General features: G+C 36.6%; 23 protein-coding genes. 10 read left to right on the forward strand and 13 right to left on the reverse strand.

The genetic code is table 11. The annotated features are described in order from the left end of the window. Positions 1 to 61 precede the first annotated feature (61 nt). The 6 genes from ACVWNY_RS15990 to ACVWNY_RS16015 all read left to right on the forward strand — a co-directional run bounded on the left by ACVWNY_RS15990 (position 62) and on the right by ACVWNY_RS16015 (position 5,381). Positions 62 to 499: a hypothetical protein gene (locus ACVWNY_RS15990; RefSeq protein ID WP_454071951.1), complete on the forward strand. Its 438-nt coding sequence runs from the start codon at positions 62 to 64 to the stop codon at positions 497 to 499. 400 nt (positions 500 to 899) lie between these two features. Next, on the forward strand, positions 900 to 1,490 hold the full coding sequence (locus ACVWNY_RS15995) for a TetR/AcrR family transcriptional regulator (RefSeq protein ID WP_454071952.1): 591 nt from the start codon (positions 900 to 902) through the stop codon (positions 1,488 to 1,490). Between the two features lie 12 nt (positions 1,491 to 1,502). Then, entirely contained in the window at positions 1,503 to 1,694 is a 192-nt protein-coding gene (locus tag ACVWNY_RS16000; RefSeq protein WP_218325594.1) for a cysteine-rich KTR domain-containing protein, read from the forward strand. Positions 1,695 to 1,753: 59 nt separating this feature from the next. After that, complete coding sequence (locus tag ACVWNY_RS16005; protein ID WP_454071953.1) at positions 1,754 to 2,455, forward strand: ABC transporter ATP-binding protein; 702 nt, start codon at positions 1,754 to 1,756, stop codon at positions 2,453 to 2,455. Then, positions 2,449 to 4,749 carry an ABC transporter permease gene (locus ACVWNY_RS16010; RefSeq protein ID WP_454071954.1) on the forward strand — a complete coding sequence of 767 codons (2,301 nt, stop codon included), beginning with the start codon at positions 2,449 to 2,451 and terminating at the stop codon, positions 4,747 to 4,749. Before ACVWNY_RS16005 ends, ACVWNY_RS16010 begins: the two co-directional genes overlap by 7 nt. 29 nt (positions 4,750 to 4,778) lie before the next feature. After that, positions 4,779 to 5,381, forward strand: coding sequence for an HlyD family secretion protein (locus ACVWNY_RS16015; RefSeq protein WP_454071955.1), 603 nt, complete (start codon positions 4,779 to 4,781; stop codon positions 5,379 to 5,381). Positions 5,382 to 5,434: 53 nt separating this feature from the next. Here the strand turns inward: ACVWNY_RS16015 and ACVWNY_RS16020 are convergent, their stop codons facing one another. The 10 genes from ACVWNY_RS16020 to dapA all read right to left on the reverse strand — a co-directional run bounded on the left by ACVWNY_RS16020 (position 5,435) and on the right by dapA (position 13,228). Beyond that, positions 5,435 to 6,346, reverse strand: coding sequence for a YdeJ family lipoprotein (locus tag ACVWNY_RS16020; protein WP_454071956.1), 912 nt, complete (start codon positions 6,344 to 6,346; stop codon positions 5,435 to 5,437). A gap of 57 nt (positions 6,347 to 6,403) precedes the next feature. Next, positions 6,404 to 6,898: an AraC family transcriptional regulator gene (locus tag ACVWNY_RS16025; RefSeq protein ID WP_454071957.1), complete on the reverse strand. Its 495-nt coding sequence runs from the start codon at positions 6,896 to 6,898 to the stop codon at positions 6,404 to 6,406. A gap of 48 nt (positions 6,899 to 6,946) precedes the next feature. Next, positions 6,947 to 7,321, reverse strand: coding sequence for a helix-turn-helix transcriptional regulator (locus ACVWNY_RS16030; RefSeq protein ID WP_454071958.1), 375 nt, complete (start codon positions 7,319 to 7,321; stop codon positions 6,947 to 6,949). A gap of 374 nt (positions 7,322 to 7,695) precedes the next feature. Next, the gene (locus tag ACVWNY_RS16035) at positions 7,696 to 8,544 is read right to left on the reverse strand and encodes an SDR family oxidoreductase (RefSeq protein ID WP_454071959.1); all 849 of its coding nucleotides are present in this window, start codon (positions 8,542 to 8,544) and stop codon (positions 7,696 to 7,698) included. A 152-nt stretch (positions 8,545 to 8,696) separates the two neighbouring features. Next, a complete protein-coding gene (locus ACVWNY_RS16040; RefSeq protein WP_454071960.1) occupies positions 8,697 to 9,635 on the reverse strand; it encodes a helix-turn-helix transcriptional regulator in 939 nt (312 codons plus the stop codon). Positions 9,636 to 9,675: 40 nt separating this feature from the next. Next, on the reverse strand, positions 9,676 to 10,098 hold the full coding sequence (locus ACVWNY_RS16045; RefSeq protein WP_454071961.1) for a DUF3788 domain-containing protein: 423 nt from the start codon (positions 10,096 to 10,098) through the stop codon (positions 9,676 to 9,678). Between the two features lie 108 nt (positions 10,099 to 10,206). After that, complete coding sequence (locus ACVWNY_RS16050) at positions 10,207 to 10,809, reverse strand: hypothetical protein (RefSeq protein ID WP_454071962.1); 603 nt, start codon at positions 10,807 to 10,809, stop codon at positions 10,207 to 10,209. Between the two features lie 56 nt (positions 10,810 to 10,865). Next, positions 10,866 to 11,573: a 2,3,4,5-tetrahydropyridine-2,6-dicarboxylate N-acetyltransferase gene (gene dapD, locus ACVWNY_RS16055; RefSeq protein ID WP_454071963.1), complete on the reverse strand. Its 708-nt coding sequence runs from the start codon at positions 11,571 to 11,573 to the stop codon at positions 10,866 to 10,868. Between the two features lie 7 nt (positions 11,574 to 11,580). Next, a complete protein-coding gene (dapB, locus tag ACVWNY_RS16060) occupies positions 11,581 to 12,336 on the reverse strand; it encodes a 4-hydroxy-tetrahydrodipicolinate reductase (protein ID WP_438720837.1) in 756 nt (251 codons plus the stop codon). 1 nt (position 12,337) lies between these two features. Beyond that, complete coding sequence (dapA, locus tag ACVWNY_RS16065) at positions 12,338 to 13,228, reverse strand: 4-hydroxy-tetrahydrodipicolinate synthase (RefSeq protein WP_454071964.1); 891 nt, start codon at positions 13,226 to 13,228, stop codon at positions 12,338 to 12,340. 392 nt (positions 13,229 to 13,620) lie between these two features. Here dapA and ACVWNY_RS16070 point away from each other — a divergent pair, with 392 nt between their 5' ends. Both ACVWNY_RS16070 and ACVWNY_RS16075 read left to right on the forward strand, forming a co-directional pair. After that, positions 13,621 to 14,769 carry a M20 metallopeptidase family protein gene (locus ACVWNY_RS16070; protein WP_454071965.1) on the forward strand — a complete coding sequence of 383 codons (1,149 nt, stop codon included), beginning with the start codon at positions 13,621 to 13,623 and terminating at the stop codon, positions 14,767 to 14,769. Positions 14,770 to 15,071: 302 nt separating this feature from the next. Further along, positions 15,072 to 16,403: a uracil-xanthine permease family protein gene (locus tag ACVWNY_RS16075; RefSeq protein ID WP_454071966.1), complete on the forward strand. Its 1,332-nt coding sequence runs from the start codon at positions 15,072 to 15,074 to the stop codon at positions 16,401 to 16,403. A gap of 36 nt (positions 16,404 to 16,439) precedes the next feature. Here the strand turns inward: ACVWNY_RS16075 and ACVWNY_RS16080 are convergent, their stop codons facing one another. Beyond that, complete coding sequence (locus ACVWNY_RS16080; RefSeq protein WP_438720834.1) at positions 16,440 to 16,781, reverse strand: carboxymuconolactone decarboxylase family protein; 342 nt, start codon at positions 16,779 to 16,781, stop codon at positions 16,440 to 16,442. A gap of 46 nt (positions 16,782 to 16,827) precedes the next feature. Next, complete coding sequence (locus ACVWNY_RS16085) at positions 16,828 to 17,577, reverse strand: DeoR/GlpR family DNA-binding transcription regulator (RefSeq protein WP_438720833.1); 750 nt, start codon at positions 17,575 to 17,577, stop codon at positions 16,828 to 16,830. Positions 17,578 to 17,764: 187 nt separating this feature from the next. Between ACVWNY_RS16085 and ACVWNY_RS16090 the strand changes: the two genes are divergently transcribed. Both ACVWNY_RS16090 and hxlB read left to right on the forward strand, forming a co-directional pair. Beyond that, positions 17,765 to 18,445 carry a ribulose-phosphate 3-epimerase gene (locus tag ACVWNY_RS16090; RefSeq protein WP_454071967.1) on the forward strand — a complete coding sequence of 227 codons (681 nt, stop codon included), beginning with the start codon at positions 17,765 to 17,767 and terminating at the stop codon, positions 18,443 to 18,445. 2 nt (positions 18,446 to 18,447) lie between these two features. Next, on the forward strand, positions 18,448 to 19,005 hold the full coding sequence (hxlB, locus tag ACVWNY_RS16095) for a 6-phospho-3-hexuloisomerase (RefSeq protein ID WP_454071968.1): 558 nt from the start codon (positions 18,448 to 18,450) through the stop codon (positions 19,003 to 19,005). Positions 19,006 to 19,050: 45 nt separating this feature from the next. On the opposite strand, the gene ACVWNY_RS16100 is transcribed toward hxlB, so the two are convergent. Then, positions 19,051 to 19,803 carry a DeoR/GlpR family DNA-binding transcription regulator gene (locus ACVWNY_RS16100; protein WP_454071969.1) on the reverse strand — a complete coding sequence of 251 codons (753 nt, stop codon included), beginning with the start codon at positions 19,801 to 19,803 and terminating at the stop codon, positions 19,051 to 19,053. Positions 19,804 to 19,995: the final 192 nt, after the last annotated feature.

The following is a 19,995-nucleotide window of genomic DNA, read 5'->3' on the forward strand; positions in this document are numbered from 1 at the left end:
TAGATTTTTTGTTGCAAAAACAGTTGTTGCTATTACAATAAAATTAATAGGAGGGATTGATATGAAAGCATGTCCAGAATGTTATAGCAGTGATAATCGCGCAACACCGATACTAAATAAAGAAGCTTGTTTGAGTGAACATATGCAATACATCTGCGGTACTTGTGGTAGATGTATATGCATAGCTAAAGATTCAAAAAGAAATTTAGCCCGTTGGAATTTTCCCTTTAAATCATTGGAAATTGCAAAGCTCTATCTTAGAGCGGCAGATTTTTCGGAAAAACATAATTGTGGAATTTACGAAATCATTAGCCAAACAGGTAGAAAATCCTATAAAATTTTCCCAACTAAAAGGGATTTTATGAATTACTTAGAAAAAAATAATAAGCAATCATCTTCTATGGCGACCTTATTTCAAGAAGAGACCTATCTAGTTTTTCCGAATACAGAAGTAAGAAAATTAACTAAAGATGAGATTGTTAAATACTTACAAAGCTAAAAAGGTGCCAAAGAAGCGAAAAATATCCGTTTCTTTAGCACCTTTTTTAATTGGAAAAAATGTAGATAATGTCATAACAGAAATTCATATTTTTTTAGCGTCATTTATCTTGAAAAAAGGTTCACCAATATATTATCCAAAATCGCTAGAAGAACTAATCAGGAAGCTGCAAAGATTGATAATCGGTAGAATTGAATAGTTTTTATCATTCAAATTATGGTAGCATGAATCAGTTTTAGATTTGGACGTAAGAGATATAAATTTAAACGAATCATTTTCCGTTCACCAAGAAATTGGTGATTTTTTTTCATGGAAAACTTTACTAATTCTATCAAAAAAGATATAATGACTTTAAATAATAAATTAGTCATTAAAGTCATTATGTTTTAGGAGGGGAAAAATGCCTAGGAGTTTAACGGAGCAAGAAAAAGAGATGCAACGACAATTGTTGTTAAAACATGGAAAAGAATTGAGTTTTCGCTATGGCATTAGTCGTGTGAGTGTCGATGATATTGTCAAAGATGCTGGCGTGGCAAAAGGAAGTTTCTACAATTATTTTTCTTCTAAAGATGATTTTTTGTATCAGTTAATTTTTCAAATTCACGAAGAAGGTTTTGCAGAGGTAAATCAATTGATTGAGGTAATCGGGAAATTATCTGCTAGTGAAAAAAGAGCACAAATTAAACGATTTTTCTTAGCTTTGATGAATGATCCGAAGCAACGGTTTTTGTTGAAGGAACGGCAAGAAGTTGAAAATTTCCTAGCCCGTCATTCTAAGGATAGCTTTGCTGAAATAGAAAAAATGGAAATCAATAATTATCAAAAAATTATTGCCAAGTTAAGTTTAGGAGAAAAGAATCCTTTTATTATCCAAAATTATATTCATATTATTTTTTTCGGGGTGAGTCATAAAGAGTTATTGTTTGTTGATTATATTGATGCAACGGTGGAAGTAATGTTAGATGGATTGTTAAATTATTTGGAGTTGTAGGAGGGAAAGTTGATGCTCGTTAAAGATAATTGGCTGCATTGTCCCATCTGTAAAGCCAAGACGCGAAATAAGATTTATGCCAATACAATCGTTAAAAACTTTCCACTTTTTTGCCCGAGGTGTAAAGGTGAAAGTGTGGTAAATGTAAAAGAATATCAGGTTACCGTAATTAAAGAGCCGGACGCTAAGACGCAGAGCCGATAACAAAAAGGAGAAAATCCTTGAAGTTATTGGCTCTTTTTGTTTGTTAGAAAGGAGAAAAAATGTCATTTATTCAATTAAAAAATGTCAGTCGGCATTATGATGTTGGGACGCAAGTAGTGAAGGCGGCTGATGAGGTTTCTTTTGAAATTAGTAAAGGAGAATTATGTGTTGTACTGGGGCCAAGTGGTGCTGGTAAAACGACAATCTTAAATTTATTAGGTGGTATGGATATGGTGACCAGCGGAGAAATTTTGGTGGCAGGTCAACGAATTGATCAATTAGATGAATATGAGCTAACTGAGTATCGCAGAGTGGAGGTCGGTTTTGTTTTCCAGTTTTACAATTTAATGCCTAGTTTAACTGCTTTAGAAAATGTAGAGTTGGCTCGTCAAGTCAGCCAGAATGCTTTAGAGCCAAGGAAAGTTTTAGCTCGGGTGGGTCTGGAAGATCGGATGGATAATTTTCCAGCCCAGTTGTCAGGAGGGGAGCAGCAAAGAGTTTCAATTGCGCGGGCATTATGCAAAAACCCAACGCTGTTGTTGTGTGATGAGCCAACTGGCGCGTTGGATTCTGAAACAGGTGCGCAAGTGCTGAAAACTTTGAAAGATTTAAGTGACAATTTCAATACGACTGTCGCGATTATTACTCATAATGCTCAAGTAGCACCAATTGCTAATCGCGTGATTCGAATGAAAAATGGTCGGATTGATCAAGTGGAAATAAATCCCAATCCTGTATCGGTGGAGGAGATTGCATGGTAAAAAAAATGCTGACAAAAAAACTCTTGCGAGACATGTGGGCAGCAAAATGGCAGTTTTTGTCGATTATTCTTTTGAGTGCGTTAGGTGTAATGGTGTTTGCGGGGTTAGATGCTGGTTGGCGAGATATTGAAGTTTCTTTAAACAAGAATTTCCGCGAACAAAAACTACCAGATTTGTGGGTCTCTTTTTCAACTGTCGATCAAGCAACTGTTTCAAGACTAAACCAAATTGATGGCGTTAAAACCACGCAAGTTCGTTCGAGTTATGAAGCGACTGCGCAAGATTTAACTAATGAGCCCACGATTTTGTTAAATGGTTTTGAAGGAGCAATCAATCTTAGTCAACCTACGGTGCTGACTGGGAAAAGACTAGCAAAAAACGATGCAAGAGCGGGATTGATGGAAAAAAAATTCGCTGAGGCACAAGGATTAACGGTAGGTGATACGGTAAAATGCAGCTTTGGAAATATGGAAATTGATTTTTTGATCACCGGATTGATTCAGAGCCCTGAATATATTATGAGTACTAACGACATTGTGCCGAATCCGAAAGTGTTTGGCTATATGTACGTAAATCAGCAGGCTCTCAATTTACCTGCAAATGAAGTATTGGTCATGTTGGAAGATGGTGTAAAAAGTGAAAGTGTAAAACATCAAATTGAAAAAGTTTTTCCTGGGAGTATGGTTCGTGATCGATCTGCGCATCGTAGTACCGATACGGTATTGTCAGAAGTTTCTCAATTTCGTTCTTTTTCCTATGTATTTCCGGTTCTCTTTTTTATGGTCGCCGCTTTAGTGGTCTTAACAACTATTTCAAGAATGGTGGACAATCAGCGTTCGCAGATGGGTATATTAAAAGCTATAGGTTATAGCAAAAAGAAATTGTATTTTCATTATTTAAGTTATGGCTTTTTTCCATCTTTAATCGGTGGCGTTTTAGGTTTATTTATCGGTAAAACATTAGTAGCAAAAATATTGTGGCAAGCAGAAGCAGGCACTTTCACAATGCCGCAACATTATAGCGCACCGATTTCCATGCTATCGATATTTGTTTGTTTGCTCTCAATTGGCTTAGCAGTTGGCATTTGTTTTTTCGCTTGTCGTCAACAATTGAAAGAAACTGCTGCTGAGTTACTACGACCAAAACCACCAAAATCTGGAGAACGAATATTGCTGGAACGATTCCGTCATCTTTGGAAGAAAATGTCCTTTAACGGGAAACTAATTAGTCGTAATATGTTTCGGGCGAAAACGCGAAGTTTTATGGCATTGTTTGGGATTTTAAGTTGTACGGCTTTATTGATCAGTGCCTTTGGAATGGAAAATAGTTTTCGTCATTTAGTGGATGTCTATTACGGGGAAACTTATACCTATGATATCAAAGCACAGTTAGAACCAAATCCTGGTTCAATTGAATCTTATCAAAAACGCGTACCGGCAAAAAAAATTGAAGGGATTATGGAGAAACCAGTCAGCTTAGCCGCTGAAGATACTAGTCGTATGGTAAATATGACGGTCGTTGACAATCAACAGAGTTTAATTCATTTCTCTGAAGATAGTTCGAATTTACCGAAAGAAGGGCTTGTGATTACTGAAAAGTTAGCCGAAACTATTGGTCTTTCACGAGGAGAAAAAGTAGCGCTTACTTTGCCTGGTGATACAAAGCCGCTAAATACTTTTATTGCAGATTTCGCATCTTTTGGTACTGGACAAGGTATTTTTATGTCTCGAAGTTTATGGGATAAAAGTGGGAAGGGTGATTTCGTTCCTACTTCGTTATTAATCAAAGGACCCAAAAAAGATATTGCAGCTTATCTTGAGCGCACAAAAACAATTGCTAGATGGTCAACAGTCGAGACTCAAATAGCTGAAACTTTGACTTTGATGGATAGTATGCGAGGTGTGATATTTTTATTAGGCGTTTTTGCTTTATTGTTGGCTTTTGTCGTGATTTATAACATGGGTATCCTAAATTTCGTAGAGAGAACACGTGAGTTTGCGACGTTGAAGGTTTTAGGTTATCACAATCGTGAAATCAGGAGCTTAATCATTCGAGAAAACAGTATTCTCAGTTTAGTTGGTGTATTACTCGGGATACTTCCAGGGATTTTATTGGCTAATTTGGCATTAAAAGTAGCTGAGCCAGATGATTTTGTGATTAGTGTGGCATTTTCACCCTTGAATATATTATGGTCCTGTCTCATCACATTTATATTTTCGTTAGGTATTCAAATGATATTGGCACGTAAAGTCGCATCGATTGATATGGTTTCTGCGCTAAAAAGTATCGAGTAAATTTTTTTTCGAAGAAAGGGAGATAGATAATGAAAAAAATTATCAAATTAATTATACTATTAGGCGTTTTAGGCCTAATAATAACTGGCTGTTCCCAAGATAAATCTGAAAATAAAACAACGGCTTCCGAACCTACAATAAAAACTAGTATGTTTGGTAAAGTAACGGCCGCCAAATCTTATACTTTATTTGCACCAATTAGTGGAACAATTAATGGATTTGATTTAAATAATGGACAAGAAGTTAATTTGAATGACCTACTTTTCCAAATTAATTCTGGAGAAGAAACGGCTCAGATGAATGCTAAAAGTGCCGGTGTGGTAACAAATATTTCAGTTACTGAAGACCAACCAATTCAAGCAGGAGAACCGTTAGCGATATTGATGGATGATTCTCAAAAAGAATTGTTAGTAGAAGCAGATGAGGTAGATTTAGCCCAAATTAGAGTGGGGGATGCAGTTGATATTGAGTTAGATAGTCAACCCGATGAGCAATACGAAGGGAAAATTGAATACATTTCAGCGATTGGTGAGGAACAGCAAAATGCTACTTATTATGAAGTCCAAGTAAGTTTTAATCCTGATAAAGATGTGCTGTTAGGTATGAGTGCCACAGTTTTTATTCGTAAATGATCTATAGAATAGATGGAGAAACCACGACTGATCAGTCGTGGTTTCGTCTTCTACTAATCCATCAGAGCGGCTACTCGATTCGCTAGATTATCAGAAACACCTCTAATATCAATAACATAGGCTTTGTTAATAATTTCGTTTGCCATTTGTTTTCCTTTGACTGGATCATCCCAATCAAGATCTTGAAAGTGAGTGGGCACTGGATAAACCGTTACCGTACCGTCTCCATTATTGTGATAAACAAAGGTACCACCGGCTAAAGGTGAGGCGGAGACAACAGTTACATTTTGTGGAAGATAGACCCCTGTGTACCAAATTTCAAGAGGAATATTTTGATCAAAGCTAAACTCCCAGACGTTGTTAAGGTAATTATTGATATTGCCGTTGTTATCTTGGACTGTTTTTATGACTACTTTTGCTGCTAATTGTTTGCCATCTTTATACTGATAAGAACTAGGCTCAGAGTTATCAACTTTAAGACCATACCAACCAATATTTTCGTTATGCCAACCAGCATTTATTAAATTATTTTGTTCTGCTAAACTGACTGTATAGTTGTGAGAGCCAGAGATTGCGTTGGGATTGTAGGCGCGATAAACGGCTTCTCCTTGATTTGTATCAGAATACCAGCCGACACCTTCATATTTCCAGCCAGCTTTGACTAAACTATCTCTTTCACTGGCATTTAAAGTATAATGATGATCTGCCGCATTGGCATTATATAAACGATAAACTTCATCACCACTATCAGGTGCGGTCCAACCAATTCCCTCAGTCCACCAGCCTGCACTCATTAGATAATTCCGCTCTTCGATACTTTTGGTGTAAAAATGTTCCCCAGTATTGTGATTGTACAGACGTTGCATCAATTGTCCTTGATTTACTGCGTGACTGGTGTCTGAGAAACTTAATGCTACCGTCGCAGTCAGTGCCAAACTGCCTACCAACAATAAAATCTTTTTCATGTTTTCCCCTCCCTAATATTTATCTCTATTAAGTGTACCAATTCTCTAAAATATTGCCTAGTTTTTTATAGGGATATAAATATCAGTCAAACTTTTATCTTTATAATTTTTGGCTGGCTCAGTCACGTATAGTTCAAAGGGAACAGCATCACGGATTTGATCTGGATGCTTAAATAACCACTCTTGATACATGTATTGCCAAGCATCACCGTACTCTTTAGCAGATATTTCAAAACGTCCCACCATAAATTTTCCAGAGATATTGGAAATCGTGATCTCACCACTTTCTTCAATTGGTTTATCAGCGGGAATGGTCATAACAACACTGGTTCTTAAATTTTTATCTTGCGTGATAAAAGGATTGTCATCATAAATAGTTAACACCTTTGTCTTATCAGGAACAATCAAGTCATTTTCAGTAGCAAATGCAAATAATTGATGAAACATTTTGCGGCTTTGTTTTCTAAAGGCGGAGTAACTTCCTCTGAAGCGGATATAAATAATTTTTAAATCTTCTAACCTTTCAACAGTCATACTTTTTGGTGTAATCATATAATGATCCTCCTATATTTTAAGATAACTTGATTATGAAAGAATCAGTCATTGATTTCTTGTCAATTCTTGCTGTATACGATATTGTGTCGGGCTAAAACCAAATTGTCGTTTAAAAGCTTTACTGAAGGTACTGCTATCATTGTAACCGTAATTTAAAGCTACTTCAGTAATTGGAATCGTCTGATTGACGGATATAAAAATAGCTGCCCGTTCCAATTTAAAGCGGGTAATAAATTGATTTAAAGATTCTGTTGCGTATTTTTTAAAAATACGGTGAAAATGAAAATTGGAAAAATGCGCATGAATTGCTAGATCTTCCAAGCTAATCGCTTCACTGAGATGTTGTTCAATATAATCTTCTGTCTTATTTATTAAACGTTGGTACACCTGATGTTTAGATTCTGGTTCATTTTCTGGCACCTGACGACCTCCTTAAAAGAGTTAATAATTTATTTTAACATTTTTTTATTGTTATTTAGAGTCTATACTTGTAGCGATCTCAAACTATATAAATGAGTTGTTAAATGCCAATTCATAAAACGGAGTAGGTAGACTATCTTCAGTCAGATTTGTTGTACAAACTTTAGATTTTTGAATAGCTGAGTATTATTGTACTTTATCAAACCACTAACAATTCATTTAATATGTAGTTAACGAAGCATCAATCGATATGCTCCAAAAAAACTGCTAGCCAAGATGGAGAATTTATGTGCTTTTCTTCAAACAGAAAAAAGCCTATCAAGCAGTTTTCAGACTGTTCGATAGGCAATTTTCCATGATAATTTTTAAATTTATTAGCCTTGCAATAATTCTTTTAATCCATCTACCCGTGAAGTAAGTGGACGACCTAAAGCTCGAGCAAAATCATCAGAAGTGACATCCAACTGATTATTATTAATATCGTGTTGGAAGGTTAAAAACATTTCTGCCACAGACTGAGGCAATCCATTAGTAACCAGATTTTCGATGAATGCTTGATCACTACCAGCAATGACTTCAAAATCTTTGCCGGTTGCTTCTTTCAAATCTTGAGCCAATTCTCCGTAAGATACTGGTGTTCCAGATAATTCTAAAACCTCAGGGAATTCTCTCGTTGCTACAGCTTTCGCGGCAACTTCAGCATATTCACGTTTTAAAGCCCAGCCAGTTTTACCATTTTCTGCTGCATAAACAAATTTTCCACCTGCTAAGGCTGCACCGGCAATCGATAACTCATTTTCTAAATACCAATTGTTTCGTAAAAAAGTATGGGAAATGCCGGATGCTTTAATCGTTTTTTCGGTGAATAGATGGTCAGCAGCTAAAGCACTAGTTGAATGATCCACATCTGCAAAACTAGTGTAGGCGATAAAAGATACATCGTTAGCTTTAGCAGCATGGATAACATTTTCATGCTCTGCCTGACGATTACCTGGCGCACCAGAAACAAATAAGAGTGCATCGATATCTTTCAAGGCAGCGTTCATTTTTTCAGCATCGCTGTAATCGGCAATCCGTACCTTAAAACCTTCTGCTGTTAATTTTTCTGCTTTTTCTTGGCTGCGGGCTAAAGCAAAAATATTTTCTTGTGGCACTAAATCTTTTAAAAATCCTAAGGCCAATTGTCCAAATCCACCAGTGGCACCTGTTACTAAATAATTCATATCAAATAGCTCCTTTTTTTGTTGTATATTTTAAATTTACAAGATTCATCCTAAGCATTATAAATGTATAAGTCAAGCAGAAATATTCAATATCCATGATTTTTTTTGAAATAGGCAATAAAAGAACTGTGAAATTCGCTTAGTAGCGGATCTCACAGTTCTTGATTTAAAATTTTCACCCAAATTTCAATTTTTTGAATTTGTTCAGTAGACAACAGATATTTTTCCACCGAAAAAGGCGCGATGTGTATTTTATGGGCAGGTAGCCAGATCTCTAATAAATATTTTAGTGCCGTATCAATATGTTGCATTGTTGCTGTTTTCAAATCTTCAGCTTCAAAATGGCAGACCACATATTCGCCAGGTTCCATCCGCCATTCTGCTAAATCGGGAACTAAAGTGCCGTCACTTTTACCTCCTGCGAAATAATTAAAGCTAGCGTCTTTTCCTAAAGTAGTCGGATCGATGCTTTGATCTTTGAGAAATGAGGCACCTAATTCAGGACCATCAGGTAAAATAACTGGATAATTCTTTTTAACACGATGAAATTTTTTCCATAGTTTTGCTGGACCATCGATGCCTGTTGCGCCCGCGATTGGGATATGACTGGCGATTGATAGGTCGCCTATAAAACCTAGATAAGTTTCAGGCACTGTTATTGTATGGCGCTGGATTTCCAAAACCATCTGGGAAGTAATCAGCGGAACATTTTCATCTACGTCAGTATACATTAGGCGTAATTCTGGTTTGGCGACTTGATTTAGTAAAGGTCTTTCTTGTCTAAATTTTTCAGGAGTCAGGCCGTAAGCTGATTTAAAAGCTTTGGTAAAAACGGCATGACTTTGAAATCCTGTTTTTATAGCAATGTCCAAAATCCGATGGTCCGTTTCCAATAAAAGTTGACTGGCTTTTGCCAGTCGTCGCAGTTTTACATATTCTGAAAAAGAGCGACCTACCAATCTTTTAAATAGACGTTGATAATAAAAAGGGGAGAGATGTGCCATTTTTGCTAAATCAATAGCTCTTAGATCTTGTTGTAAATGGTCTTCAATATAATCAATCGTTTGTTGAATTTCCTGCCAAGTTTCCATAAATACCTCCTTTGTTTTAAAAAACATTTACAACCAATCGTTAGACTTTTCTTTTTACTGCACGAATGGCTAAGCATTGTTTAATATCAGGTAAGATATCTTCATCTTTGACATTAATCATTAACCACTTTTGACCCATTCCTTCTTTAGTTGTGTTATTTAAATCTTGTAAATAAGGGGTGAAACTTTCCAATTGTTCGTTAAAATCAGCTTTTTCTTTCTGACTAATTACAATCAAGCAAATAAAATAATTTTCCATCGGATATAAAGTACACAAGCTGCGACCAGCTTTGCGAAATTTTACATTCCAACCGCCAGGATTACAGCCACTATATTCAAAAAGAGGCTTTACAATGTAAGTTTGCATAATGTAATCAGTCAACTCATTCCAAAGGGGATTTTGTACAAAATTTGTAACTTGATCCATCGTTGGCTTATTTGCACGATCAAATCTATCCCACATTTTTCTTCACTCCTTTTTCTTTTAGCTTATCATAAAGAAATTTGCGAGATTTGTCCTGTGGTGCTCTTTTGGATACAAAAAAACTGCCGTAACGACAGTTTATGGGAACTATTTTTCCGCCGACACAAATGGTGGAAAGTGGTCGCCAGATTCTTTGCGAAGTAAGCTAACCGTATCTACATCAAAGCTTTCTCCATCGTAATGATAATGGAGTTTTTCTTGATCTAAATAAAATTTGTGACGAGCTTTAAAGGCGATTGCTTTAAATTTTCCATCAGCAATCGGTTGGTCGCGATACAAAGTCTGGTCCTCCATTAACGATAATACTTGATCTTCTAATTGCACATCATAAATTCCACTGACGATTCCATTGGCAGGTACGTCCTTTCCGGTTGCTGAAATGAAGCGAAAGCTACCGGTAATTTTCCCGCTGCTATGCCGTTTTGCTAGTTCAAAACGAAAAAGTCCCACACTGCTGAAATCTTTTCTCAATTTATCAGGTTTACCAGCAGTCATTTCCCAAATTTTTTCATTTGATACAATGAACATGTCCCATTGGCAACTTGATTTATTGTATTTTAAATTGGAAAAGGACATTTGATCATTGTAAACACCTTGCAATTCGCCGTTTTCTAATTCATAGATTAGTTCTTCGGTGGCTAAAGTTTTTCCATCGACATGTTCTTCTAAATAATCAATTAAATCTTTCAAAAAATCCCTCCTAAAATAAAAAAATTCCCTACAAAATAAATTGTAGAGAAAAATGACTATTTACGCAAATCGTTTAAGAATTCTGTTTTACCAGCAGTCTTTTCATCTTTCATCTTGATGACTTTAGCTGGAGAGCCGGCAACGACAGCGCCAGCAGGTACATCTTCAGTTACGATAGCACCAGCAGCAACAACCGCATCTTTTCCGACGCGAACGCCTTCTAAAACTACGGCATTGGCACCAACTAAAACATTGTCCTCAATGATAACTGGTGTCGCTGAAGGTGGCTCTAAAACGCCAGCTAAGACTGCGCCAGCACCAATGTGAGCGTGGTTGCCGACAGTTGCTCGTGCGCCTAAAATTGCGCCCATATCAATCATTGTTTCTTCGCCGATGGAAGCACCAATATTAATTACGGCCCCCATCATAATCACAGCATTATCACCAATCGCTACTCGATCACGGATAAAGGCACCCGGTTCGATTCGAGCATTGATTCCAGTCATATCTAGCATGGGAATCGCTGAATTACGGCGATCATTTTCCAAATAGCTGTCAGTGATTTTCTCTGCATTGTCGGCTAATACTTTTTTCACCGCAGCAGCATCACCAATTAAAGTCCAGCTATTGTTTTCACCAAAAAATTGTACTTTGTCAGCGGTTACGTCAGTTAAATTTCCTTGGACATAAGCTTTGACAGGGGTCATTTTTTCAGCATTTTTTATATATTTGGCAATTTCATAAGGGTCAGTAAAATTTGTCATAGTATCCTCATTTCTCATCAATTAATTTTTCCATGTCGTATAGGCCAGCAGGTTTTTTATTTATATATTTGGCAGCTTTTACTGCGCCGTTGGCAAATATATTACGGGATAAAGCAAAATGATTCAGCTCAATGATTTCATCGGGACCAGCATAAATTACGGTATGTTCACCGGGAATCGTCCCACCGCGAACAGCATGAATGCCTAGTTCAGATAATGGATTGGTTAAATCATTACCATGGCGACCATAAATATATTCTTTCTTTTCTTTAACACTGTCATTGACGGCATCCGCTAAAAGTAAGGCAGTGCCGCTAGGGGCGTCTTTTTTCAAATTGTGGTGTTTTTCTACAATTTCGATATTAAATTCGTCTTCTAGTAACGGTGTAATTTCGCGAATGGCTTTCGCTAATAAATTAATGCCTAGAGACATATTGGCTGAGAAGAAGACGGCAGTTTCTTTGCTAGCAGCTAATAATGCTTGTTTTTGTTCTTCTTCCAAACCAGTTGTAGCAATTACCACGGGCATTTTTTTCTCAACTGCAAACCCTAAAACTGCTGGTACATTTGAAAAGTGGGAAAAGTCAATGATCACATCTGCTGAAACATTTACGTCAGAAATTTGGGTAAAAGTAGGGAACTCAGCAGTAAAAGATTCACGATCGACACCAGCTACGACTTGCATTTCAGTTTGTTGAGCAATTATTCCTTGCAAAACTTTACCCATTTTGCCATTGGCGCCACTTAATATAACGTCTAGCATGTTAACCCTCCAAACCGTACGCTTGCATTTCTTTTTCTAAACGAGCCACTGTTGCCTCAGATGGTTGGCTTAACGGTAAGCGATAATGAGTTTCGGTTCCTTTAAGTAGTCCAACAGCTTTTTTAACTGGAATAGGATTGACTTCAGAGAAAATTGCATGAATCAAAGGAATTTGTGCCAATTGTAATTGACGTGCCCGTTCATAATCGCCGGCTAATAAACGTTTTGTTAATTCGCTGGTCGCTTTTGGAGCAATGTTGGCGATCGTTGAGATCGTGCCAGAACCGCCCAATGCTGTAATGGCTAAGACTTGGTCATCATTGCCAGAATAAATCGCGAAGTTTTGCTCTTTAGCCATGATTTGAGCAATTGTAGCGATTTGCGAAATATCGCCAGAAGCTTCTTTGATGCCCACAATATTTGGAATTGTAGCTAATCTTTTTACCATATGAGGTGGGATATTAAAGTTTGTCCGTGAGGCAACTGAATATAATAAAATAGGCAGTTTGACACTTTGAGCAATTTTTTCATAATGCATGAACAAACCATCTTCATTGGCTTTGTTGTAATAAGGTGTTACTACTAATAAAGCATTCGCGCCAACTCTTTCCGCGCCAGTTGATAATTCGATCGCATGATTGGTGTCGTTAACACCAGTACCGGCAATCACAGGAATTCGGCCATCTACTTTTTTTACTACTGCTTCGATGACAGCAATATGTTCATCATTGGTTAAGGTCGATGCTTCCCCAGTCGTTCCACAAGCGACAATTGCATCAGTACCTTGAGAAACTTGCCATTCAGTTAGTTCTTCTAATTGTTTAAAATCGACAGAGCCATCCGCAAAAAATGGGGTGACTAGTGCAACTGCAGAGCCTTCAAAAATTTTCAATCTATACACTCCTCGAAAAAAATATTCTTATTAAGATGATTGAATTATAACTATTATATGAGAAAGTATCAATGATTTTCTAATGAAAACCCAAGTTATTAACAAAAAAATCAGCCTCCCAAGATGGGGGACTGATAATAAAAAAGGTGCAGCAGGAATATAACGAAAGGATTCGATTAAGAGGTTAGAGAATTAGCGGATAATTCTGCACCTTTAGTGAACTGTAACGTAATACATTAGAAATCTGTGAAAACGATTCCTTATAGCTTTATCCTACAGAATTCAGCTACTGTAGTCAATAAATTTTCATAAAATAATCATTTTTTATTAAAATTAGGCAAAAGTAGCGATCTATATTATAATATGAAAATAAAAAAAATGGAGTTGATTAAATGCTAGCTTCAGAAATAATTGAATTAGAATCTTTTGTGACACAGACTCGTCGTGATTTGCATCAAATCCCTGAACTGGGTTTAGCTGAAAAAAAAACAGCTGCATATATTCGTCAAAAATTAACCGAATTTGGTATTCAAGAAATTTATGAAGTGATTGAAACTGGAATAATTGCTGTCTTACGAGGAGAAAAAACTGGCAAAACCATTGCTTTTCGTTCAGATATTGATGCGTTACCTGTAGAAGAAGAAACGGGTATTTCATTTGCCTCAAAAACTAAAGGGAAGATGCATGCTTGCGGACATGATGGACACATGGCGACCTTATTAGCTTTTGCCAAATATTTAACTGCACATCCTGATGAAATTATTGGTACGGTCGTTTTAATTTTTCAGCCAGCCGAAGAGGGTCCTGGTGGAGCGAAGTTAATTTTAGAAACAGGGATTTTACAAAAATTAGGCGTAGAAAAAATTGTCGGTCTCCATGTTTGGCCAGATTTATCTGCTGGGAAAATTGCTTCACGTCCTCATGGCTTAATGGCAAGAAATGCTGAAGTCACTTTGAAAATTAAAGGCCGTTCCAGTCATGGCGCCCAACCGCAATTAGGGGCAGATGCTATTGTGGCTGCCGGTGGAATTATTTCAGGCCTAAATAGTATTTTAGCGAAAAATATCAATCCTTTAGACGCCGTAGTTTTGAATTTTGGAACGATTCATGGTGGTGAGGCAATGAATATCGTTGCTAAAGAAGTTGAAATGAAAGGTACTTTACGGGCATTTGATGATCGGGTATATGATGAAATCGTTCGACGAATTGAACTTTTAGCTGGAGAGATTGCTAAAGGTTACGGTTGTGAAGCAGAAGTCCAATTTAATCACATGTATCGAGTGGTTGATAATGATCCAGAAATGGTCCAAATTTTAGCTGAAACGACATCAGAATACTATGAAGAAACGCCGCCTTCTTTGACGGCTGAAGATTTTTCTTTGTATCAAACTGAAATACCAGGATTATTTTTCTTTTTAGGTATTCGTAACGAAGAAAAAGGTTATATTCATCCGTTACACAATGGAAAAATGCAATTTGATGAAGCTGCATTGTTGACGGGTGTAGAAACTTACGTGCGCTTGTTAAAAGCTTTTAATTAAATAAGTACGAGAGAAACAGCTGGAACTGTTTCTCTTTTTTATTGCGGCACATATTGAAAGCGCTTAAATTAAATAACGGTTTAAAGATTCAAAAGAGAATCTCATGAAAATATTTTAAAAAAACAAAAAATTATTTGTATCGAAAAAAATATTTTTATATAATAGATTTGTTGAAGGTGACAAGTCATGATCTTTTTTCAAAATGTAAGCCCTTTCTATTTGTCCTTGTGATGCTATTCACTTTCGAATCATTAATTGTTCAGTCACTTAAGTCTAAGAAAAATGTTTTGAGGAGGAAAAGAATGAAAGCAGAGATGAAAAGCAATTTATTTCAGTACGATGCAAAAACTAAACTATCAGAAGTAGTTCCTTTAGGTATGCAGCACGTTGTCGCAGCAGCCGTTGGAATCGTTACACCCGGAATCATGATTGCCGGAGCCAGCGGAATGGGTGCGGCAGATCGAACCTTAATTATTCAAACTTGTTTAGTTTTTTCTGGTTTTGCTACCTTGATTCAACTTTTTAAACCTTTTGGAATTGGTTCCCGGCTACCAGTGATGATGGGGACTAGTTTTGCCTATGTGCCAATTTTACTTTCTATCACCAATGGAGAAGCTTCAGGTTTTGGCATGATCATTGGTGCTCAGATGGTGGGTAGTATTGTTTCCGTCTTAGTTGGTCTGGGGATTAATAAGATTCGAATATTATTTCCACCTTTGGTTACTGGAACAGTTATTTTGAGTATTGGATTTTCATTATTTGATGTAGCGGTAGGTTATATGGCGGGAGGAAAAGCTAGTCCTACTTTTGGTTCGCTGCAAAATTGGGGCGTAGGCTTAGCGACGTTTGCGATTGTTTTTTTCTTTACGTATTTTGTTAAAGGCGTGTTTAGTCTAGCATCAATTTTAATTGGTGTAATTGCTGGTTATCTATTATCCATTGTATTGGGAATGGTAGATTTTTCGGCGATTTCAAATGCTGGTTATTTCCAAATGGTTCAGCCATTACATTTTAAACCAGAATTTGAAGTTATTCCCATCGTAACTTTAACTATTATGTTTATTGTAAATGCAGTGCAGGCGATAGGAGATTTGACTGCTTTGACTGTCAGTGGTTTAGATCGTGAGCCAACCAATCAAGAATTAGGCGGCGGTATCATAGGAAATAGTATTACAACTTTTGTAGGGGCGTTTTTCGGAGCATTACCTACAGCAACTTTTAGTCAAAATATCGGTTTGGTTTCTGTTACTAAAGTAGTTAATCGTGGTGTTTTCTTGTTTGCATCAGTTGTTTTAATGATTGCTGGATTTGTGCCTAAAATTTCAGCCTTATTGACGACTATTCCACAAGCCGTAATTGGTGGGGCTACTATTGCTGTATTTGCTTCAATCTCCATGACGGGAATGAAAATGATTGCATCGGCTGGTTTTTCTCGAATTAATACAGGCATCATCGGCTTATCGTTAGCTTTTGGGATTGGAATCCCGTTGACAACAGGTTCATTGGCTGGTCCAGGATTTCCTGCTTGGGTCGATCAAATTTTTGGTGGTTCTGAAGTAGTTCTTACTACAATTATCGCAATTATTTTGAATCTATTATTAAATCATACAAGAGTGGGACGTGAAAAAGCCTAAAAATTGCCAGAGCATAAAATTGCTCTGGCTTTTCTCTTATTGATTTTCTAACATTTCTTTCGCATAAGCTAAGGCTTTCCCACTGTAGGCTGCCCCAGGTCCGCCAGACATACCAATTGCAATTTTTGCTACATCAGCTAGCTCTTCAAAAGTTGCGCCAGCTTTAATCGCTAAACCGACATGTGTGATGATGCAACCTTCGCAACGAGCACCAATAGCTACGCCTAAAGTAATTAGTTCTTTCGTTTTGGCATCAACGGCACTTTCCTCGTTAATCGCTTGTGCCATTCCCTTAAATGCTTGACCGGTACTTCCGATGGCTTCCATCAAAATCTTATTTTGTTGCGCCATTTCTTGTTGGGTTTCTGCTAAACTCATAAAATACCTCCTGTTATTTGATGAATTTATTATAACACAAACGTTTTCAATCAATTAATAGAACATCTTTCAAACTATATTCTCGACGAATTTGATTAGGTAATTTTTCCGCAATTAAATAAGTTAAATCATCAATTGGTCCGACAATTGCATGACTGACAGTACTAAACTTATCAGTTGTGGCCATGCCTAAAACTTCAGTAGCACACCTTGTCATTTCTTGTTTAATTTCTGCCTCAGCTATCGTAGGGACACTTGTTCCTGCATCTAAATCAAGATTATATACCCCCATTACATAAAGATCGGCCCGAATTTGTTTGAGACTCTTATAAGTTGTTACCCCAATATTAATCATTGATTGTTTATAAAATTCTCCCCCCAGATTAATTACTTCTAAATTTTTATGCTGGGACAATGCCATTGCAATCGGTGGACTGTTAGTGATAATCCGTCCTCTAAAATCTAGCGGAATTTCGTTGGCTAAAGCTAGATTAGTCGTACTACCATCGATGATAATGACACTGTCTTCTTTTAGAAACGGCAAGGCTTTTTTGGCTAACGCTGTTTTTTTGTCGTTGTCTAGATTAATCCGAAAGCTAAAATCAGTCACAGGAGGCCCTACCCGTAATGCGCCACTATGAACACGTTTTAAAAGGCCTTTACTATCTAGTTCCTTTAGATCACGGCGAATTGTGTCTTCAGAAACTTCCAAGCGAGCACTTAAATCACTGGCAATGACTTTTTGTTCGGAATTTAAAATATCGATAATTGTCTGCTGTCTTTCCTCTTTTAACATCTTTTTAGCACCTACTTTAAGTCTTTTTTATATTTTCTCATTTTTGCGGTTTGTCGTCAATTTTTCAATATTTTGCATGCTTAAAAGCATTAACATGCAAAATATATAATTTATTTTGCATGTTTGTGTTGATTTATATTTAATGAGCGTTTACAATGAAAGCAATTAAGAGAGGAGATATATAAAAATGACGAAAGATATTGTGCTGTCACCGTCAATTATGTGTGCTGATTTGGTTAATTTAGAGAATGATATTCGTGAACTGGAGAAAAATGGTTTAAATACCTTGCATATCGATGTGATTGATGGCGATTTTTCTCCCAGTATGCCTTTAGGTTTAGAGACGATTAAGCGGATGCGGGAAATTACAAAAATGAATTTTGATATTCATATTATGTCCACAAATAACGAATTTTTCATTCAAGAAATGCTGAAAATTGGCGTGGAAAGCATCACTTTTCACCTAGAAACCAGTTTACACGTAGATCGGTACATTCAATTAATTAAAAATGCCGGTACCAAAGTAGGTGTAGCTTTAAATCCAGCGACTCCTTTGTCAGATTTAGCTTATGTTTTACCTGATTTAGACTTGGTCTGCTTGATGCTTATTAATCCTGGTTTTGCAGGTAATAAGAATGAAAAGCAAGTTCCTTATGCGCAACAAAAAATTATTGATCTGAAAACATTAATCGAGAAAAATAGTTTAACGACTGCTATTCAAGTGGATGGCCGGGTCTCACTAGCATCTATACCGGATCTAATTAAGGCAGGTGCCAATAATTTAGTGTTAGGAAGCACCAGCTTATTTATTCCGGATAATACTTTAACGGAAAATAAAGCAACTTTGATGAAAGTGATTGGAGGATAAAGATGTCATTTAACCAAGTACAAAAAGAAATTTTATCAGAATTAATTTCTACTTTAGAAGCAGTTTCAAATGAACAGGTTGATCAATTGATTGGTGCAATCGAGCAAGCTGATCGTGTATTTTTCGTAGGAGTTGGTCGGGTTTTATTATCATTAGAAGCAGTTGCCAAGCGTTTAGCACATCTAGGTGTAGATACTGTAGTAGTGGGTCAGATTACTGAACCAGCGATTACTGAAAATGATTTATTGATTGTTGGCTCTGGTAGTGGGGAAAGTTTATTTCCATTAGGAATTGCTAGAAAAGCCCGATCCTTTAATGCTAAAGTTGCCCATATCGGTGCCAATCCTAAGAGTTCCATGAGCGAGTTGACAGATTATTTTGTGCGAATTCCTGTTCAAACGAAACTAAATTTACCAGGAGAAATCCCTTCAATTCAACCGATGACTAGTTTATTTGAACAAAGTTTATTGTTGTTAGGAGATACAATCGCATTAATGATAATTCAGAAAAATCAGATTGATATGCCGAAGTTGTGGCAGTATCATGCAAACTTGGAGTAACAAATAAAGAAGCCCATCAATAAAATTTTGACGGGCTTCTTTACCCTAGGCCGGTTTGACGTGAATATTTTTTTTACTGAACTCGGCTAAAAGTTTTTGATCTTTGGCATCAGTGACTAAAATGGTTACATCTTCTGGCGTACAGCAAATATAATTACTATAAACATTTAGCTTATCAGCTGAAGCCATGGCGATCACTTCATCAGAAACTTGACACATTTTTTGTTTCATTTGAGATTCTTGTTGACTGTGGACCGTCACGCCAATTTCCGGATGAAAATTATAAATACCCATTAGATAAGTATCAATCCGCATTTCATCTAAGACAGTTAAGGCTTCTACACCTAAACTAATGGCTGCTCGTTTCGCGACAATTCCACCCAAAGCAATAGTCTTGATATTTCTTTTTTTGATTGCTTCAATCGTAATAAAAGGTGAATTTGTGACAATTGTAGCTGAAAATTCTTCCGGTAACGCTTTAACCAATTCAAGATTAGTAGTGCCACCATCAATTAAAATGACACTATCCTCAGTTAGCAGTGGTAGCGTTTGGGCAACCAAAGCCTGTTTTTTTTCAACATTTGAAGACAAACGTTGTTCAAATGTTGTGACGGCTGGACCTAAACTGATGGCCCCACTGTAAATTCGTTTTACCAAGCCTAGTTGATCCAACTCCCGCAAATCTCTTCGAATTGTATCTTCAGAAACTTCGAATTTCCGACTCAAATCAATTGCTAAAATCTTTTTTTTCGCATTTAATTCTTCTAAAATTAAATTCTGTCTTTCTCTCTTCAGCATAAAATCCCTTCTTACTTATATTCATTTCCTTAATATTACCATAAAATCGCAATAAAAAATTTTTTTATAAAACGCAATCGTGCAAAAAAAATGAATGATTGCGCAAAAAAATGTTGTAATTTGCACGTTAAGCGTTTACAATGTAAACAAGCAATGAGTATTCACTAAAAACAAGCAAAAAAATAGCTTGTT

This window comes from Enterococcus sp. JNUCC 77 (assembly GCF_054819945.1).

Coding starts and splice junctions, on each gene's coding strand:
- ACVWNY_RS16015 (WP_454071955.1), top strand. CDS start 4,779: ATGAAAAAAATTATCAAATTAATTATACTATTAGGCGTTTTAGGCCTA.
- ACVWNY_RS16085 (WP_438720833.1), bottom strand. CDS start 17,577: ATGTTAAAAGAGGAAAGACAGCAGACAATTATCGATATTTTAAATTCC.
- ACVWNY_RS16075 (WP_454071966.1), top strand. CDS start 15,072: ATGAAAGCAGAGATGAAAAGCAATTTATTTCAGTACGATGCAAAAACT.
- ACVWNY_RS16040 (WP_454071960.1), bottom strand. CDS start 9,635: ATGGAAACTTGGCAGGAAATTCAACAAACGATTGATTATATTGAAGAC.
- ACVWNY_RS16045 (WP_454071961.1), bottom strand. CDS start 10,098: ATGTGGGATAGATTTGATCGTGCAAATAAGCCAACGATGGATCAAGTT.
- ACVWNY_RS16090 (WP_454071967.1), top strand. CDS start 17,765: ATGACGAAAGATATTGTGCTGTCACCGTCAATTATGTGTGCTGATTTG.
- ACVWNY_RS16070 (WP_454071965.1), top strand. CDS start 13,621: ATGCTAGCTTCAGAAATAATTGAATTAGAATCTTTTGTGACACAGACT.
- ACVWNY_RS16000 (WP_218325594.1), top strand. CDS start 1,503: ATGCTCGTTAAAGATAATTGGCTGCATTGTCCCATCTGTAAAGCCAAG.
- dapD (WP_454071963.1), bottom strand. CDS start 11,573: ATGACAAATTTTACTGACCCTTATGAAATTGCCAAATATATAAAAAAT.
- dapB (WP_438720837.1), bottom strand. CDS start 12,336: ATGCTAGACGTTATATTAAGTGGCGCCAATGGCAAAATGGGTAAAGTT.
- ACVWNY_RS15995 (WP_454071952.1), top strand. CDS start 900: ATGCCTAGGAGTTTAACGGAGCAAGAAAAAGAGATGCAACGACAATTG.
- ACVWNY_RS16005 (WP_454071953.1), top strand. CDS start 1,754: ATGTCATTTATTCAATTAAAAAATGTCAGTCGGCATTATGATGTTGGG.
- hxlB (WP_454071968.1), top strand. CDS start 18,448: ATGTCATTTAACCAAGTACAAAAAGAAATTTTATCAGAATTAATTTCT.
- ACVWNY_RS16100 (WP_454071969.1), bottom strand. CDS start 19,803: ATGCTGAAGAGAGAAAGACAGAATTTAATTTTAGAAGAATTAAATGCG.
- ACVWNY_RS16010 (WP_454071954.1), top strand. CDS start 2,449: ATGGTAAAAAAAATGCTGACAAAAAAACTCTTGCGAGACATGTGGGCA.
- ACVWNY_RS16035 (WP_454071959.1), bottom strand. CDS start 8,544: ATGAATTATTTAGTAACAGGTGCCACTGGTGGATTTGGACAATTGGCC.
- ACVWNY_RS15990 (WP_454071951.1), top strand. CDS start 62: ATGAAAGCATGTCCAGAATGTTATAGCAGTGATAATCGCGCAACACCG.
- ACVWNY_RS16020 (WP_454071956.1), bottom strand. CDS start 6,346: ATGAAAAAGATTTTATTGTTGGTAGGCAGTTTGGCACTGACTGCGACG.
- ACVWNY_RS16025 (WP_454071957.1), bottom strand. CDS start 6,898: ATGATTACACCAAAAAGTATGACTGTTGAAAGGTTAGAAGATTTAAAA.
- ACVWNY_RS16080 (WP_438720834.1), bottom strand. CDS start 16,781: ATGAGTTTAGCAGAAACCCAACAAGAAATGGCGCAACAAAATAAGATT.